This is a genomic window from Pseudomonas granadensis (genome assembly GCF_900105485.1).
In the GTDB taxonomy this organism is placed as follows: Bacteria; Pseudomonadota; Gammaproteobacteria; order Pseudomonadales; family Pseudomonadaceae; genus Aquipseudomonas; species Aquipseudomonas granadensis.
On the sequence record NZ_LT629778.1, the window covers coordinates 2,161,123 to 2,177,249 of the forward strand.

Below are 16,127 nucleotides of genomic sequence, written 5' to 3' on the forward strand. Positions count from 1 at the left end.
CGGTGACGGTTCCTGCAAAGGGGTGGCCACAGGCGTTCGCTAACGCTGTGGCTGGGGGCGTTACTTTAATCCATCGCGGGGGGTGGCGACTAACGGCATTTTGCGCAAAGTGCGGGAAATGATTGGGGGATTTGTTGGATTTTTGTAGGGCGGGAGTGCTGAGGTGGCAGTTATGGCCTCATCGCGAGCAGGCTCACTCCTACAAGGGATCGGCGTACACCGACCTGTAGGAGTGAGCCTGCTCGCGATGGGGCCAGTCCGGACGCCATTAAATCTCGCTGATGAAGGTACCCGTCCCATCAAGGATATTCTTGAGGGTCTCGACCACCTCATCCCTATCCACCATATCCGGATTGAAGCTGATCTCCAGCACATCATCCCCGTTCAACGCATCGGCATCCGCCGCAGCAATCTCGATCTTCAACAGATTCGCACTCAAGGTGACCTTGACCCCGTCGAGAGTAGAAGGCTCGCCATCCAGCGTGATCTCCAGCTCATCCTCGTCCGGGTAGCGGCTCATCAGGAACATCTCGCCCTTGTCGCTGTGGCAGCAGAGCATGGCCATGTTGTCTTCTTCGTCATCGCACGGGTTGACGATGAGCAGGGCGGTGGTCATTTGCATGGGAGGATTCCTGGTTAGCCGGGCGCGACGGATGCGCCAAAAAGCTGATTTTGCCAGCCCGATGAAGATTTTGCTGCGATGGTTGCGGGATTTTTGTTTTGTGCACCACCATTTTTTGATAAGGCGACAGGGAATATAGAAAAAGCAGCGATGCAGCATGAACGGGACCAGGAAGTACAAACAAATGGAATTTGCTGAGTAAAAAACCGAGAAAGAAATAATGTTGATGCCAAAAATACGCCCATATTTTCCCTTGGCTGTTGCCAGATCGCTGGAATCTACATAAAAGTTCCATGCATAAACAACAAAAAGAAAAACGCCCCCCACAAGAATGACAAGGTAGCGTTTAAGAGTCATCTCATCAAATTGTGCGGGGTCAAATTCTATAGTGAAGGCTTGGTAGGTTGAGAACAAAGCCAGGCAGGGGCCGAATATAGCCACGTAGTTTGCCGTTGCCTTCGAGCTGAAGGGGAAAAAAGAGGACCAGAATCCGATGCGGCCAAGTAGTTGATTGTCCAGGAAGTCGTCGATAATAAAGTCAAAGCTGCTTTGCGGATATGCGGGCAAAAAAAGGTTTATGAAGAAAATAGGGGCGCAGAATAGTCCGAATGCTAACAATAGAGGAGTCTGTCGGAATTTATTTTTATTCATGAAAAAGCTCGGATATACCACGGTTTCAAGTGGTTCAATCGGGCTTGAGTCGCTGTAACCGACTCAAGCCCTGCAAAAGAGCAATGGTTATTCTGGCGTTGCAGTATTGATTTGCTCGAGAATCATGTTGTTGATTTGTTCTACGTTATTCGCATCCAGCATGAATGCTGTCAGTGCGATCAGTAATCCAGCCGCTACGATGACCGGTGCGCTGGTGGCTGCGGCTGCAGGAAGAAGCGCGACAGCGGCAGCCACCATCACACCAACCGCGATCCCTGCGGCGATACTCTCAAGCTCCAGCATCAGGGGTTTCCAGTTGCCGTCCCTGAAGCCAGTTACGGTATTCTCTATAACAGAATGCGCCTGCACGATTTTCCCGGTCACGCCAAAACCTTTGGCGAGCCGATTTACGTTGTCCGTGTAAGTCGCTTTGTCCAAGGCATTCAGCGCGTCCGCGATCGCCCCGATCCGTCGGGCGTCAGGTGTTTCATATTGTTAGCGCTCTATGTAAATTCGAACAGATCGCCATGTCCTAAAGTGTTCTGATAATCGTGTGGGGCATTTCGATGCGGTTTGTAAGAAAAGATGAAGCGTTTTTAACTGACTGTTTTTATGTGATTTGTTTAAGTGAGTATTGATAAGTTCAGCAATACTGGGTGGTGTGGTCAGTGCTCGCGGTAACGCTGTTTTCGAATAGTCACTGCGCCTGCAAACCGATCCGCGTCAACCGCCTGCGCTGAACCGGATGCGGCGATCAGGGTCCGTAAAAAGGCCGTAAGGGTTTTCGTTTCCGGATATGTAAGGTCCAAAAGGGGGAGGCTGGCACGGAAGTCCTGCAAATCCGGGCTTTCGAACCTGCGTTCTGCCTCTCGCCTGCTAGGGTTGAAGCAGGCTAAACCCAGCATTTACGTGCCGATGACCGAATATGTCGCAGCACCGCAAGCAGACACATTGTCGCACCCTTTAAGCTGCGCATCGGATGGGCACCCGTAAAGGCATTGCCGGCTGCGCCGGCAGTCGCTTTTGCAGCTGCCCATTCAATGGAAGGTGAATGTGACCTGAGGGTCTCGTCCAGCTTCACCCACCTGTCACCCTGTTTCCTCTGCCCGAGAATCAGGAACAGGGCGACACCGGCCCCGAAAGGGGTGTTGCACGCGACGCTTTCCATCAATAACAAGCTTAAGCGGAGTACCACAGATGGCGTTCTTCACCGCAGCCAGCAAAGCCGACTTCCAGCACCAACTGCAAGCGGCACTGGCGCAGCACATCAGTGAACAGGCACTGCCACAAGTGGCGCTGTTCGCTGAACAATTCTTCGGCATCATTTCTCTGGACGAGCTGACTCAACGTCGCCTCTCCGACCTCGCTGGCTGTACTCTTTCCGCGTGGCGCCTGCTTGAGCGCTTCGATCACGCGCAACCGCAAGTGCGCGTCTACAACCCTGATTACGAACGCCACGGCTGGCAGTCGACCCACACCGCGGTCGAAGTCCTGCACCACGACCTGCCATTTCTGGTCGACTCGGTCCGCACCGAGCTGAACCGCCGCGGCTACAGCATCCACACCCTGCAAACCACCGTGCTCAGCGTACGCCGTGGCAGCAAGGGCGAGCTGCTGGAAATCCTGCCAAAAGGCAGCACCGGCGAAGATGTGCTGCACGAATCGCTGATGTACCTGGAAATCGACCGCTGCGCCAACGCGGCCGAGCTGAACGTGCTGAGCAAAGAGCTGGAACAGGTTCTCGGTGAAGTCCGCGTCGCGGTCGCCGATTTCGAGCCGATGAAGGCCAAGGTCCAGGAAATCCTCGGCAAGCTCGACGGCAGTGCATTCGCCATCGACGCCGATGAAAAGAACGAAATCAAAAGTTTCCTGGAATGGCTGGTGGGCAACCATTTCACCTTCCTCGGCTACGAAGAATTCGTGGTCACCGATCAGGCCGACGGCGGCCACATCGAGTATGACCAGAACTCCTTCCTCGGCCTGACCAAACTGCTGCGCACCGGCCTGACCTACGAAGACCTGCGCATCGAAGACTATGCCGTTGCCTACCTGCGCGAACCGACCCCGCTGTCGTTCGCCAAGGCCGCGCACCCGAGCCGCGTGCACCGTCCGGCTTACCCTGACTACGTGTCGATCCGCGAGATCGACGCCGACGGCAAGGTCATCAAGGAACACCGCTTTATGGGCCTGTACACCTCCTCGGTGTATGGCGAGAGTGTGCGGGTCATCCCGTTCATTCGTCGCAAGGTCGAAGAAATCGAGCGTCGCTCCGGCTTCCAGTCCAAGGCTCACCTGGGCAAGGAACTGGCGCAGGTGCTCGAAGTGCTGCCGCGTGATGATCTGTTCCAGACCCCGGTCGACGAACTGTTCACCACGGTAATGTCGATCGTGCAGATCCAGGAACGCAACAAGATCCGCGTGTTCCTGCGCAAAGACCCGTACGGGCGTTTCTGCTACTGCCTGGCCTACGTGCCGCGCGACATCTATTCCACCGAGGTTCGCCAAAAGATCCAGCAAGTGCTGATGGAGCGCCTGAAGGCCTCCGATTGCGAATTCTGGACGTTCTTCTCCGAGTCGGTACTGGCGCGCGTGCAGTTGATTCTGCGGGTCGACCCGAAAAACCGTCTCGACATCGACCCTGTGCTGCTGGAAAAAGAAGTGGTTCAGGCCTGCCGCAGCTGGCAGGACGACTACGCCGCACTGACCGTCGAAAGCTTCGGCGAAGCCCACGGCACCAACGTGCTGGCGGATTTCCCGAAAGGTTTCCCGGCCGGCTACCGCGAGCGTTTCGCGGCGCATTCGGCCGTGGTCGACATGCAGCACCTGCTGAGCCTCAACGAAAAGAATCCGCTGGTGATGAGCTTCTATCAGCCGCTGGGCCAGGTCTCCGGCCAGCGCGAGCTGCATTGCAAGCTGTATCACGCCGACACGCCGCTGGCGCTGTCCGACGTATTGCCGATCCTGGAAAACCTTGGCCTGCGCGTGCTGGGTGAATTCCCGTACCGTCTGCGTCATACCAATGGCCGCGAGTTCTGGATTCACGACTTTGCGTTCACCGCCGCTGAAGGCCTGGACCTCGACATCCAGCAACTCAACGACACCCTGCAGGACGCCTTCGTCCACATCGTAAGCGGCGATGCCGAAAACGATGCGTTCAACCGTCTGGTACTGACCGCCGGCCTGCCATGGCGCGACGTTGCGCTGCTGCGTGCTTACGCCCGTTACCTGAAGCAGATTCGTCTGGGCTTCGATCTGGGTTATATCGCCAGCACCCTGAACAACCACACCGACATCGCTCGCGAACTGACCCGGTTGTTCAAGACTCGCTTCTACCTGGCGCGCAAGCTCAGCGACGATGATCTCGAAGACAAGCAATTGCGTCTGGAACAAGCGATTCTGACTGCACTGGACGATGTTCAGGTGCTCAACGAAGACCGCATCCTGCGTCGTTACCTTGACCTGATCAAAGCCACGCTGCGCACCAACTTCTATCAGACCGACGCCAAGGGCCAGAACAAGTCGTACTTCAGCTTCAAGTTCAACCCGCACGCGATCCCTGAACTGCCGAAGCCGGTACCGAAGTTCGAGATCTTCGTCTACTCGCCACGCGTTGAAGGCGTGCACCTGCGCTTCGGTAACGTCGCACGTGGTGGCCTGCGCTGGTCCGACCGTGAAGAAGACTTCCGTACTGAAGTTCTCGGTCTGGTGAAAGCCCAGCAAGTGAAGAACTCGGTCATCGTGCCGGTGGGCGCGAAGGGCGGCTTCCTGCCGCGTCGTCTGCCACTGGGCGGCAGCCGTGACGAGATCGCGGCCGAGGGCATCGCCTGCTACCGCATCTTCATTTCCGGTCTGCTGGACATCACCGACAACCTGAAGGACGGCGCGCTGGTACCGCCGGCCAACGTTGTGCGCCATGACAACGATGACCCGTATCTGGTGGTGGCAGCGGATAAAGGCACTGCGACCTTCTCCGACATCGCCAACGGCATCGCCATCGACTACGGCTTCTGGCTGGGTGACGCATTTGCGTCCGGTGGTTCGGCCGGTTACGACCACAAGAAAATGGGCATCACTGCCAAAGGCGCGTGGGTCGGCGTACAGCGCCACTTCCGCGAGCGCGGCATCAATGTTCAGGAAGACAGCATCACTGTGGTGGGCGTCGGCGACATGGCCGGTGACGTGTTCGGTAACGGCCTGTTGATGTCCGACAAGCTGCAACTGGTCGCGGCCTTCAACCACATGCACATTTTCATCGACCCGAATCCGAACCCGGCGACCAGCTTCGTCGAGCGTCAGCGTCTGTTCGACCTGCCGCGTTCGGCCTGGACCGACTACGACACCAGCATCATGTCCGAAGGTGGCGGGATCTTCTCGCGCAGCGCGAAGAGCATCGCGATCAGCCCGCAGATGAAAGAACGCTTCGACATCAAGGCCGACAAGCTGACCCCGACCGAACTGCTCAATGCCTTGCTCAAGGCCCCGGTGGATCTGCTGTGGAACGGCGGTATCGGCACGTACGTCAAGGCCAGCACCGAAAGCCACGCCGATGTCGGCGACAAGGCCAACGATGCACTGCGCGTCAACGGCAACGAGCTGCGCTGCAAAGTCGTGGGCGAGGGCGGTAACCTCGGCATGACCCAACTGGGTCGCGTGGAGTTCGGTCTCAATGGCGGCGGTTCCAACACCGACTTCATCGACAACGCCGGTGGCGTGGACTGCTCCGACCACGAAGTGAACATCAAGATCCTGCTGAACGAAGTGGTTCAGGCCGGCGACATGACCGACAAGCAACGCAACCAGTTGCTGGCGAGCATGACCGACGAAGTCGGCAATCTGGTGCTGGGCAACAACTACAAGCAGACTCAGGCCCTGTCCCTGGCGGCGCGTCGTGCCTATGCGCGCATCGCTGAGTACAAGCGTCTGATGAGCGATCTTGAAGGCCGCGGCAAGCTGGACCGCGCCATCGAGTTCCTGCCGACCGAAGAGCAACTGGCCGAGCGTATCGCTGAAGGCCACGGTCTGACGCGTCCAGAGCTGTCGGTGCTGATTTCCTACAGCAAGATCGACCTCAAGGAGCAGCTGCTGGGCTCGCAGGTACCGGACGACGATTACCTGACCCGCGACATGGAAACGGCGTTCCCGCCGACCCTGGTCAGCAAGTTCTCCGAAGCCATGCGTCGTCACCGTCTGAAGCGCGAGATCGTCAGCACCCAGATCGCCAACGACCTGGTCAACCACATGGGCATCACCTTCGTTCAACGACTCAAAGAGTCGACCGGCATGAGCCCGGCGAATGTGGCCGGTGCTTATGTGATCGTGCGTGACATTTTCCATCTTCCGCACTGGTTCCGTCAGATCGAAGCACTGGACTATCAGGTCTCCGCTGACGTGCAGCTGGAGCTGATGGACGAGCTGATGCGTCTGGGTCGCCGTGCCACGCGCTGGTTCCTGCGTGCCCGTCGCAACGAGCAGAACGCTGCCCGTGACGTCGCGCACTTCGGTCCGCACCTGAAAGAGCTGGGTCTGAAACTCGACGAGCTGCTGAGCGGCGAAATCCGCGAAAACTGGCAGGCGCGTTATCAGGCTTACGTCGCCGCCGGTGTGCCGGAGTTGCTGGCGCGTATGGTTGCGGGCACTTCGCACCTGTACACGCTGCTGCCGATCATCGAAGCCTCGGACGTTACCGGGCAGAACCCGGCCGAGGTGGCCAAGGCCTACTTCGCCGTGGGTTCGGCGCTGGACATCACCTGGTACCTGCAACAGATCAGCGCACTGCCGGTTGAAAACAACTGGCAGGCGCTGGCCCGTGAAGCGTTCCGTGATGACGTCGACTGGCAGCAACGCGCGATCACCATCTCCGTCCTGCAACAGGGCGACGGCACCCAGGACGTGGAAACACGCCTGGCGCTGTGGATGGAACAGCACGAAAGCATGATCTCGCGCTGGCGCGCCATGCTGGTGGAAATCCGCGCCGCGAGCGGCACGGACTACGCCATGTACGCGGTGGCCAACCGCGAGCTGCTGGATCTGGCGTTGAGCGGGCAGACCATCGTGCCTGTGGCTGCTGCGAATGCCGAGCTTGAATCGGCGTAAGTAGTGGTTGAATGAGAAAGCCCCGGTATCGTGAGATGCCGGGGCTTTTTATTGTTGGCTATTTATTGAATGAGCTGATTACGCTTGAGCGTAGGGCACATTGGAAGTCGGATAATCGACATTCCGCTCAAGAATCTCCAGATTGAACGTCACCGGGTCACCCGGTGCGTCGCCATAGGTGTAGACGTATGCGTCTTTGCGTAGTTGCCTATTGATGAAGCCCTGGTTTCGAGCTCGTAGATAAACCGTTGCGTGACTGCCTGGAAGGTTGTCCAGAGTTACAAGCTCGCTGTTGGAGTTATAAATATTGAACGACGTAGTATCACCACCCGCTGGCGGGAATGCGCCGAGAATACGATCAGCATTCTTGCTGAAAAAATTACCAAAATATTGACTGCTACGAATCTGAATATTGTAGTAATCATCGTAACAACGGAAGTAAGCCACTATGTGAATATTGTTGGTGGCATTGTCGTGATAGGGCAACATCTTGTTAAGTCGGGAATAGGCATGAGCGGTAGTAAGAAGATGCCCCGATCCCTTCAACTCATCGGCACTAGGGTGTTGATCGAAGTACGTCATGCGCGTCTGGCTGCATGCAATTCTGGCTATGAAGGATTTTTCTACGTCAGTACTCATAAAAGTGTCGTCCATTACTTGGCAGTTATTAATAGTGTGAATATCTGGTTAACATTCGCGTATGGACATTAATTGGTGCTACTGACGAAGTCCAAAGGGATTACGTGTGGGGATATGTACGGGCGACAAAAACTTCGCCAGTGAAACTTCCATGTAACAAAACGCGTAATCCTCGATTTGCGCCTTTTGTTATTGTCGGTCAGGCAGCCATCAGTCTTTCAGCGGAATCAATACGGGTTCATCAGGGGCCAGAACCATGAACACCAACAACTTGGCAGGCTTGCTCTGGCTGGCGTTTTTCGACACCAGATGCTCGGAGCCGGCCGGTTCGTACCAGAACTGACCTTTCTTGTACGTGATCGGTTGTTCACCTTTGACTTGGGAAATCACTTCGCCTTCCAGCACATATGCCATCGCTGTGCCGTCGTGTTTGTGGGCGATGGAGGATTGGCCGGGCTGGTAGTCGACTTCGATCATCATGGCTTTTTTGCCGGGGGCGTTTTTGAGAAGTTGCTCTTGCAGCACGGTGACTTTTTCCGAGGGGTCGTGGGCCAGGGCAGCGGTCGAAAGGCTGAAGGCGAGGGCGGCGGCGAGCAGGGGCAGGGCTTTCATGGCGGGTTACCTGTGAGGGTTGGTGTTGCTGATCACAGTATTCCGCAGGGCGGGGCATTCAAACGGCCAATGTTCGGGAAGATGGAGTGACCAATTGGCGGTGCCAGAGAAAATTCCGGCGCGGCGCAAGACGCCTTCGCGAGCAGGCTCGCTCCCGCAGGGTTCGAGGTTGCTCAGCTGTTTTGTGAGCAACTCATAACCTGTGGGAGCGAGCCTGCTCGCGAAGGGGCCGGTTCAGACGATGGGGAAGCTGTTGAAATCCACACTATTGGCCAAGCGGCTATCGATCAGGTCGATAAACCCCTGCGCCTCGGGCCGGTTGAAATGCGCCTGCATCGCCGCTTCCGACTGCCAGCGCGCGCTGACTGTCCAGCGGTGGCTGTCCTCGGGGCAGCGGTCGACCAGGTAGGAATCGCAGCCCGGGGTTTCGCGCAGGGTGTCGACGATTCTCTGCAACTGCTTGCCCAGCTCCTCCGAACGGCCGGCGACAGCCTGCACCTGCACGGTGTTGATCACTTCGTTGGACATGGCTCACACTCCTGAATCAGGCCGGACGAATCCTGCTCATTGAGGGATAACGCCTGTGCAGAATAGGCCTGCAACCCTCGAAGACCAATAACCAATCGGCGGTTAAATCCTCAGGCCAATGGCTCAGGTGAGCTGTTCGAGGATGTCGCGCAGGCGATCCAGCGCGGTGTCGATGTCCAGGGTTTCGATCGCGCCGAAGCCGAAATACAGACCGTTTTTCGCCGGTTGCTGGTAATAGAAACCGTTGATCGCGTACAGGCCAACCTCGACCTTTTTCGCCAGCTCGATCACCAGCAGCAAATCAATCGGCACCTTGCACCACACGGTCATGTGGAAACCGGCACTCGGTGGCACCGCTTCCAGCCAAGGCGACAGATCGTCCGCCATGCGCGCCAGAATGCGCTCGCGGCGCTGAGCGTAAATGGTGTGACAGCGGCGAATATGCTTGAGCAGGCAGCCCTCGGCAATGAACTTGGCCAGCGCCCATTGCGGCAGGGTCGAGGCGTGCAGGTCGGTAAGCTGCTTGGCGCGGATTACCGCTTCGAGGATCGCCGGCGGCAGAATCGCGTAACCCAGACGCAGCTCCGGCAGCAGGGTTTTCGAAAAGGTGCCGACGTAGGCAACGATGCCGCGCGGGTCCAGGCTGAACAGCGAATCGGTCGGCCGGCCTTCGTAGCGGAATTCGCTGTCGTAATCGTCCTCGATGACGATTGCGCCCAGCTCATAGGCGCGGGCCAGCAGAGCTTCGCGGCGCCCATGGCTCATCGGCATGCCCAAGGGGAACTGGTGCGAGGGCGTGACATAGATCAGGCGCGTGCCATCGGGAATGTGCTCGACCTGCATGCCTTCGGCATCGACCGGAACGCCGACGACTTCGGCGCCATGGGTGCCAAACAGCAGGCGTGCCGGCGGATAACCGGGATCTTCCATTGCCACGATGCTGCCGGGGCGGGTGAGCACGCGGCTGATCAGGTCCAGCGCCTGTTGCGCGCCGTTGCACACGACGATGTCCTCGTCCTGGCAATTGACCCCGCGGGAAAACGCGATGTGTCGGGCAATCGCGTTGCGCAGCGCCGGCAGGCCTTCGGGCAGGCTGTAGAAGCCTTTGGACTGGGCCATCTGGCGCATCGCGTGAGACACGCAGCGGCGCCAGTCATCGTGGGGAAACTGACCTTTGCTGGTGGCGCCGCCGATGAAGTCGTAGCGCAGCGAACCTTCCAGCGTCGGATGGCGCAAGAATACCGGCAGATTGCACCAGCTCTCGATCACCTCGGCGCTGGCCAGTTCACTGTGGCTCTGCTTGCGCTGGATTTGCGCCGGGCGGGCGTTGACGTAGGTGCCTTTGCCGATGACCCCGGTGAGGAAGTTTTCGTAGGTCAGCTGCGCATAGGTGTCGGAGATGGTCTTTCGTGAGATGCCCAATTGCTCGGCGAGCAAACGGCTGGGCGGCAATTGCGTGCCCGCCGCCAGCCGCCCGGATTCGATCGCCCCGCGCAGTTGTTGATACAACTGACCGGCCAGGTCCTTGCGGCCGTTGATCACGACATGAAGTTCCATACCGATGGGGCTCCGGGGGCGGTGAGTGAAGTGTCGGGCAGATTACTGCTATTGGCCGATTGGCAATAGTTGCCTACCGCAAATACCCGGAATTGGCCTACAACCTGTGGGAGCTAGCCTGCTAGCGATGAGGCCGCAACAGGCACCATCTCGGTTGACTGACCCACCGTCATCGCTAGCAGGGCTAGCTCCCACAGGGTCGGTGTAAGGCTTGAGATCAGTGGTGTAGCGGTTTTTCGAAATATTGGGGCTGTAACCCGCGCCCGCCAACGCTTACGGTGCACTCATCATTCCGTCCACCGAGACCTGCCCATGTCCCCGCGCCTGGATTACTACAACGCTTCGCCCAAGGCGATGAAAGCGATGATTGCCATGGAGGCGCTGACCGCCAACCTGAGTATCGAGCCGCCGCTGCTGCAATTGATCCGGATCCGCGCCTCGCAGCTCAACGGCTGTGCATTCTGCACGGACATGCATTCGGTGGACGCGCGGCGGGCCGGGGAGAGTGATCGGCGCCTGTATGCGATTGCGGTGTGGCGCGACAGCAACTTCTTCAACCCGCGCGAGCGCGCTGCGCTGGCGTGGGCGGAGGCGGTGACGCTGCTGGCGGACAGTCGCGTGCCGGATGACGTTTATCAGCAGGCGCGCGAGCAGTTCAGCGAAGGAGAGCTGGTTGACCTGACCATGGCGGTGACGACGATCAACAGCTGGAATCGCTTGGCGGTGAGTTTTCGCCAGGTGCCGAGCGACTAAGGCACCGCTGATCGTTCCCACGCGGAGCGTGGGAACGATCCGGTAGGCACGGCTTTGGTCATGATCGTTCCCACGCTCCCGCGTGGGAATGCCTCCACGGACGCTCCGCGTTCGGCTCTTGGGTGTCAGCGGTTACTGCGGTGGGCGTTGCGGTTTCACCGACGTGCCAAAGGTGTTGCCCATCCGCGTGCTGGTAGCGGCCGGTGTCGCCAAACCGACCTGATTCGGTGGACGTTTGTGCACCGGCACATTCAGCGCTTCCAGATTCTTCTGCGCCGCCGCTGCGCCTTCGGGGTTGTTGCCCATTTGCTGGCTCAGGCAATCGTAATTCGGCGCTTTGTAGCCGCCGACCGTCACCTCCACACAGCCCAACGGTTCCTCGGCATAAGCGCCCGACGCGGCGGTCAGCAACAGCCCGCCGAGGATGATTCGCCACGATGTTTTCATGCTTGCCTCCTGGCCGGCCGATGCGGCGGCGCGATGCCTTGAGTCTAGTGCAAGCCTTGCGTAAATCCCGTGATGGTTTTTTTGCACCGGCCGTCACACCAGATTCATAAACAGCCCTCAGGATGACGATTTTCAAGGATTCGTCAGCCGTGCAGCGAGGCACTTCCCGAGGCGGTTTTCAGCGTTCAACGATTCTTGTGCGCCGGATCTGTCTGGGGTGGTTGCTTGGCTGCGCGGCGAGCCCGGTCGGCGCGCAACCGACGCCGGCGGACGTGCGCATGACGCTGCACATTCCGGCGCAGGACCTCGCGCATGCCTTGGACCAGTACAGCCACGCCACCGGCGTCGCGGTGCTGGTCGACAGTCAGTTGAGTCGCGGTCGTCGCTCGTTGGCGGTGGACGGCGAATACACCGCCGCCGATGCCTTGCGCCGACTGCTCGGCGGCAGTGGTTTGATGGCGCGGTATGCCCGCGCCGATGCGTTTACCTTGCAAGTGGCGCAGGTTGAAGACGTGCCGGAGCCGCCGCCAAAGCAGTCGGCGGAAAGCATCGCCGTCAGCCGCAGTTACGCCACGGCGGTGCAGGCCGCGGTCGAACGCAATCTGTGTCGCTCGCCGCTGACCCGGCCGGGCAGTTACCGCGCGCTGTTGCAGGTCTGGGTCGGGCACGACGGCGTGGTGCAACACAACCGGTTGGTCACTTCGACCGGCGATGTACGGCGCGACAACGCGCTGGTGGAAAGCTTTCGCCAATTCAGGATCGACCGGCCGACGCCCAGTGCCTTGCGTCAGCCGGTCACGTTGCTGTTGTTACCGGAGTCGTCAGGGAAACGCATGGAATGCACCACATGGGAAGGAGTTTCCGGGGGATGAAAGACACCGGACAAGGGTCGCTGGCGCAACTGTTTCTGACGTCCTACGAGGACTTTCGCGGACGTCTGCGCCGCCGTCTCGGCTCGGAGGACCTGGCCAACGACGTGCTGCACGAAACCTGGCTGCGCGTCGACCGCATGGAGACGCCGCCGAACGTCCTGCGGCCCAACGCCTACCTCTATCGCATGGCCCTGAACATCGCCGCCGACCGCCGTCAGGCCGACGCGCGCCTGCTCACCGGCGAGGAGGTCGAAGAGCTGCTGCAGATCGGCGACGAATCGCTCGATCCGTCGCGGGTGGTCGGCGGGCAAAAGGAAATCCAGTCACTGCTCAGCGCCCTTTACGAATTGCCCGCGCGACGCCGACGGATCTTCATCGCCGCACGCCTGGAGGAGGCGCCGCACCTGGAAATCTCCCAGCGCTTCGGCATCTCCACGCGCATGGTCGAGAAGGAAATCAAAGCCGCGTTGGGCTACTGCGCAGCTAAACTGGAAAGAAAAGTGTTTCAGCGGTTCGGTCGCGGGGCCGGAAAACCGTCTTCTGAATAGAGCCCGATCAATTGGTTGAGAATCTGCGCGTTTGAACATCTTTCGACTGACCCCTGCCGAACCCTCGGTGGCCGACAACCTGCACAGCGAAGCCCACGACTGGCTGATCCTGCTGACCTCCGGCCGCGCCACCGTCGCCGACGCCCGCGCCCTGCGCGAATGGTGTGCACAGAGCGCCGAACATGCGCAGGCGTTCGAGCAGGCCAAAGTGTTGTGGCACAACCTGCAACCCGCCGCGCAAGGCGTGCAGGCACCACGCGGGTTCGGTCGACGCGCCTTCCTCGGCGGCGCCATCGCCGCATCAGCCGCCTTCCTGCTGGTGCGCGGCACCATCCCCGGCGGCTTCGAAGGGCTCGGCGCCGACTACATCACCGAAGTCGGCCAGCAACGCCGCGTCGAACCGGCGCAAGGCGTGAGCCTGGAACTCAACACCCAGACCCGCATCAACCAGCGCACTGTCGAGAACGGCGTGCAGGGCTTCGAACTGGTCAGCGGCGAAGTCGAAGTACAGACCGCACGTTTGCCGCTGGCGATGCAGGCCGGAGGCGGGTGGTTACGCGCCAGCCAGGCCCGCTTCAACCTGCGCAATACCGATCAGCAAGTCTGCGTGACCTGCCTCGACGGAACGGTCGAAGTCGACGTAGACGGCCGCAACCTGCGCCTCGAACCCGGCCAGCAAGTGACCTACGACGCCCGCCAAATCGGCAGCGTCCAAACCGTCGACACCGCCGCCGTGATGAACTGGCGCCAACAAGTCCTGGTCTTTAACGGCGCCACCCTCAGCCAGATGATCGACGAAATCAACCGCTACCGCCCCGGCATGCTCCTGCTGCTCAACCGCGACCTCGGCCAACGCCGCGTCCAGGCCCGCTTCAACCTCAACCAACTCGCCGGCGTCGCCCTGTTGATCCGCGACGCCTACGGCATCAAATGCACCGAACTCCCGGGCGGCGTCGTCGTCCTGAGCTAACCATCCCCCCCACACCCCAATCCCTGTGGGAGCTGGCTCGCCAGCGATAGCGCCCGCACAGCCAACCAATCCCAAACTGCCCCAACCCAATCCAATTGTAGGAGTGAGCCTGCTCGCGATAGCTACCGACCAGCCAACCCACCTCCCACGGCCCAACCCCAATCCCTGTGGGAGTTGGCCAGCCAGCGATAGCGCCCCCACATCCACCCAACCCCAAACTGCCCCAACCCAATCCAATTGTAGGAATGAGCCTGCTCGCGATAGCCATCCACCAGCCAACCCATCTCCCACTGCCCAACCCCAATCCCTGTGGGAGCTGGCCTGCCAGCGATAGCGCCCGCAAACCCAACCAATCCCAAACTGACCCAATCCAATTGTAGGAGTGAGCCTGCTCGCGATAGCTATCCACCAGCCAACCCATCTCCCACTGCCCAACCCCAATCCCTGTGGGAGCTGGCCAGCCAGCGATAGCGCCCCCACAGCCACCCAATCCCAAACTGCCCCAACCCAACCCCAATGTAGGAGTGAGCCTGCTCGCGATAGCTATCCACCAGCCAACCCATCTCCCACTGCCCAAACCCAATCCCTGTGGGAGCTGGCTTGCCAGCGATAGCGCCCGCAAACCCAACCAATCCCAAACTGCCCCAACCCAATCCAATTGTAGGAGTGAGCCTGCTCGCGATAGCGCCAGTCCATCCAACCTCTCCATTGACTGACCCACCGCAATCGCGAGCAGGCTCACTCCTACAAAAAAGCATCACTGCAACGGCCCAATCACCTGCCGATAAACCTCCACCCCCTGCGGCGTCCCCCGGCTCAACCGAATCTCCAGCCCCTGCGGATCCTCCCGCCGATTCCCACTCAACTGCCGCCAACCCTTGTCCACTTCCCAAACCCGCACCTGCACATCCCGCACATCCGCCAACACCGCCACCCCAGCCCCAGGCGCCGGCAGCGGATACCGATTGCGCGCCTCAGCCACCGCCCGATACAACGTGTCGCCCTTCAACCACCAGCGCACCCGCTGCAACGCCCCCGGCTGATCCGCCGCCGTGCGAATCACATCCAGCCGAAACCCCTTGCTATCACTACTACGAACGGTAATAGCAGGCGGCGCAGCAGGCGGTTCATCATCCACACCAACCTTGCGCGGCTCAGTCAACTCAACCCCCGCGCGCATATCCACATCGCGCTGCAACTGATTCAACACCCGCAACAACCCGTCGCTCTGCTCACTGCTGGCCTGCAAATGCCGATCCGCCCGCGTCACACTGTCCAGCCCACGCCAGGCAATCAGACTGACCACCGCCATCAACAAAATCGCGACCATCACCTCGATCAGCGTAAACCCCTGTTGAGCCCTCATTGCAGACTGATCCGACCCGAGCCATCGCGCAGCACGCTCAACCGATTCAAACCATCGGACAGCGTCACCTGCAACGGCGGATTGATCCACTCAGCATTCAGCACAACCCGCTGCTTCGGCTCCACACGCACCTCGACCTTCGGACTTTGCCACGCACGTGGCCGCAACTGCGCGTCATCCTTGAAATGCTCAAACCCGCGACCACCGTCACTACGCCGACTAAACCGAAACCCCTTCGCATCACTCACCCAAACAATCGGCCGCCCATCCGCACGCGCCTCCGCCTGCGCCACCTGCAGCAACTGCGCCACGCGCTCGGCATCTTTGCGCAGCAACTGCGCAGGATCAGGCTTGATACTCAAACTGATCGCCGCACTGGCAATGCCGATGATCACCAGCACCACCATCAACTCGATCAGCGTAAAACCCCGTTGCTTGCCCGCGTCCATCGATCGCACGCTCCTTCGCG

14 protein-coding genes are annotated in these 16,127 nt (G+C 59.6%); 5 read left to right on the forward strand and 9 right to left on the reverse strand.

Features of this window, described 5'->3' with window-relative positions:
- Positions 1 to 268 precede the first annotated feature (268 nt).
- Together BLU52_RS09580 and BLU52_RS09585 are read right to left on the reverse strand one after the other, a co-directional pair.
- A complete protein-coding gene (locus BLU52_RS09580; protein ID WP_090288478.1) occupies positions 269 to 622 on the reverse strand; it encodes a hypothetical protein in 354 nt (117 codons plus the stop codon).
- A 738-nt stretch (positions 623 to 1,360) separates the two neighbouring features.
- Positions 1,361 to 1,711 carry a colicin-like pore-forming protein gene (locus tag BLU52_RS09585; protein WP_157720684.1) on the reverse strand — a complete coding sequence of 117 codons (351 nt, stop codon included), beginning with the start codon at positions 1,709 to 1,711 and terminating at the stop codon, positions 1,361 to 1,363.
- Between the two features lie 759 nt (positions 1,712 to 2,470).
- Between BLU52_RS09585 and BLU52_RS09590 the strand changes: the two genes are divergently transcribed.
- Positions 2,471 to 7,366 (forward strand): NAD-glutamate dehydrogenase, encoded by a 4,896-nt coding sequence (locus BLU52_RS09590; RefSeq protein WP_090282954.1) that lies wholly within the window; start codon positions 2,471 to 2,473, stop codon positions 7,364 to 7,366.
- Positions 7,367 to 7,444: 78 nt separating this feature from the next.
- Here BLU52_RS09590 and BLU52_RS09595 read toward each other — a convergent pair whose 3' ends face one another.
- The 4 genes from BLU52_RS09595 to pdxR all read right to left on the reverse strand — a co-directional run bounded on the left by BLU52_RS09595 (position 7,445) and on the right by pdxR (position 10,702).
- Complete coding sequence (locus BLU52_RS09595; RefSeq protein WP_090282955.1) at positions 7,445 to 8,005, reverse strand: hypothetical protein; 561 nt, start codon at positions 8,003 to 8,005, stop codon at positions 7,445 to 7,447.
- A 210-nt stretch (positions 8,006 to 8,215) separates the two neighbouring features.
- Entirely contained in the window at positions 8,216 to 8,617 is a 402-nt protein-coding gene (locus BLU52_RS09600; RefSeq protein WP_090282956.1) for a cupin domain-containing protein, read from the reverse strand.
- A 234-nt stretch (positions 8,618 to 8,851) separates the two neighbouring features.
- Positions 8,852 to 9,145: a putative quinol monooxygenase gene (locus tag BLU52_RS09605; protein WP_090282957.1), complete on the reverse strand. Its 294-nt coding sequence runs from the start codon at positions 9,143 to 9,145 to the stop codon at positions 8,852 to 8,854.
- Positions 9,146 to 9,268: 123 nt separating this feature from the next.
- Entirely contained in the window at positions 9,269 to 10,702 is a 1,434-nt protein-coding gene (pdxR, locus tag BLU52_RS09610) for a MocR-like pyridoxine biosynthesis transcription factor PdxR (RefSeq protein ID WP_090282958.1), read from the reverse strand.
- Positions 10,703 to 11,014: 312 nt separating this feature from the next.
- On the opposite strand from pdxR, the gene BLU52_RS09615 reads away from it, so the two are divergent.
- Positions 11,015 to 11,455, forward strand: a complete 441-nt coding sequence (locus BLU52_RS09615) for a carboxymuconolactone decarboxylase family protein (RefSeq protein ID WP_090282959.1) — start codon at positions 11,015 to 11,017, stop codon at positions 11,453 to 11,455.
- A 132-nt stretch (positions 11,456 to 11,587) separates the two neighbouring features.
- Here BLU52_RS09615 and BLU52_RS09620 read toward each other — a convergent pair whose 3' ends face one another.
- The gene (locus BLU52_RS09620; RefSeq protein WP_090282960.1) at positions 11,588 to 11,902 is read right to left on the reverse strand and encodes a hypothetical protein; all 315 of its coding nucleotides are present in this window, start codon (positions 11,900 to 11,902) and stop codon (positions 11,588 to 11,590) included.
- Positions 11,903 to 12,024: 122 nt separating this feature from the next.
- Between BLU52_RS09620 and BLU52_RS09625 the strand changes: the two genes are divergently transcribed.
- Genes BLU52_RS09625 through BLU52_RS09635 form a run of 3 tightly spaced genes read left to right on the forward strand, consistent with a single transcriptional unit; the run spans position 12,025 to position 14,292 of the window.
- The gene (locus BLU52_RS09625) at positions 12,025 to 12,774 is read left to right on the forward strand and encodes an STN domain-containing protein (protein WP_408003549.1); all 750 of its coding nucleotides are present in this window, start codon (positions 12,025 to 12,027) and stop codon (positions 12,772 to 12,774) included.
- Entirely contained in the window at positions 12,771 to 13,322 is a 552-nt protein-coding gene (locus tag BLU52_RS09630) for an RNA polymerase sigma factor (RefSeq protein ID WP_090282961.1), read from the forward strand. The genes BLU52_RS09625 and BLU52_RS09630 overlap by 4 nt, the downstream gene beginning before the upstream one ends.
- Before the next feature lie 31 nt (positions 13,323 to 13,353).
- Entirely contained in the window at positions 13,354 to 14,292 is a 939-nt protein-coding gene (locus BLU52_RS09635) for a FecR family protein (protein ID WP_090282962.1), read from the forward strand.
- Between the two features lie 757 nt (positions 14,293 to 15,049).
- Here BLU52_RS09635 and BLU52_RS09640 read toward each other — a convergent pair.
- A complete protein-coding gene (locus BLU52_RS09640; protein WP_090282963.1) occupies positions 15,050 to 15,658 on the reverse strand; it encodes a prepilin-type N-terminal cleavage/methylation domain-containing protein in 609 nt (202 codons plus the stop codon).
- Positions 15,655 to 16,107 carry a type II secretion system minor pseudopilin GspH gene (gene gspH / locus BLU52_RS09645; protein ID WP_090282964.1) on the reverse strand — a complete coding sequence of 151 codons (453 nt, stop codon included), beginning with the start codon at positions 16,105 to 16,107 and terminating at the stop codon, positions 15,655 to 15,657. The genes BLU52_RS09640 and gspH overlap by 4 nt, the downstream gene beginning before the upstream one ends.
- Positions 16,108 to 16,127: the final 20 nt, after the last annotated feature.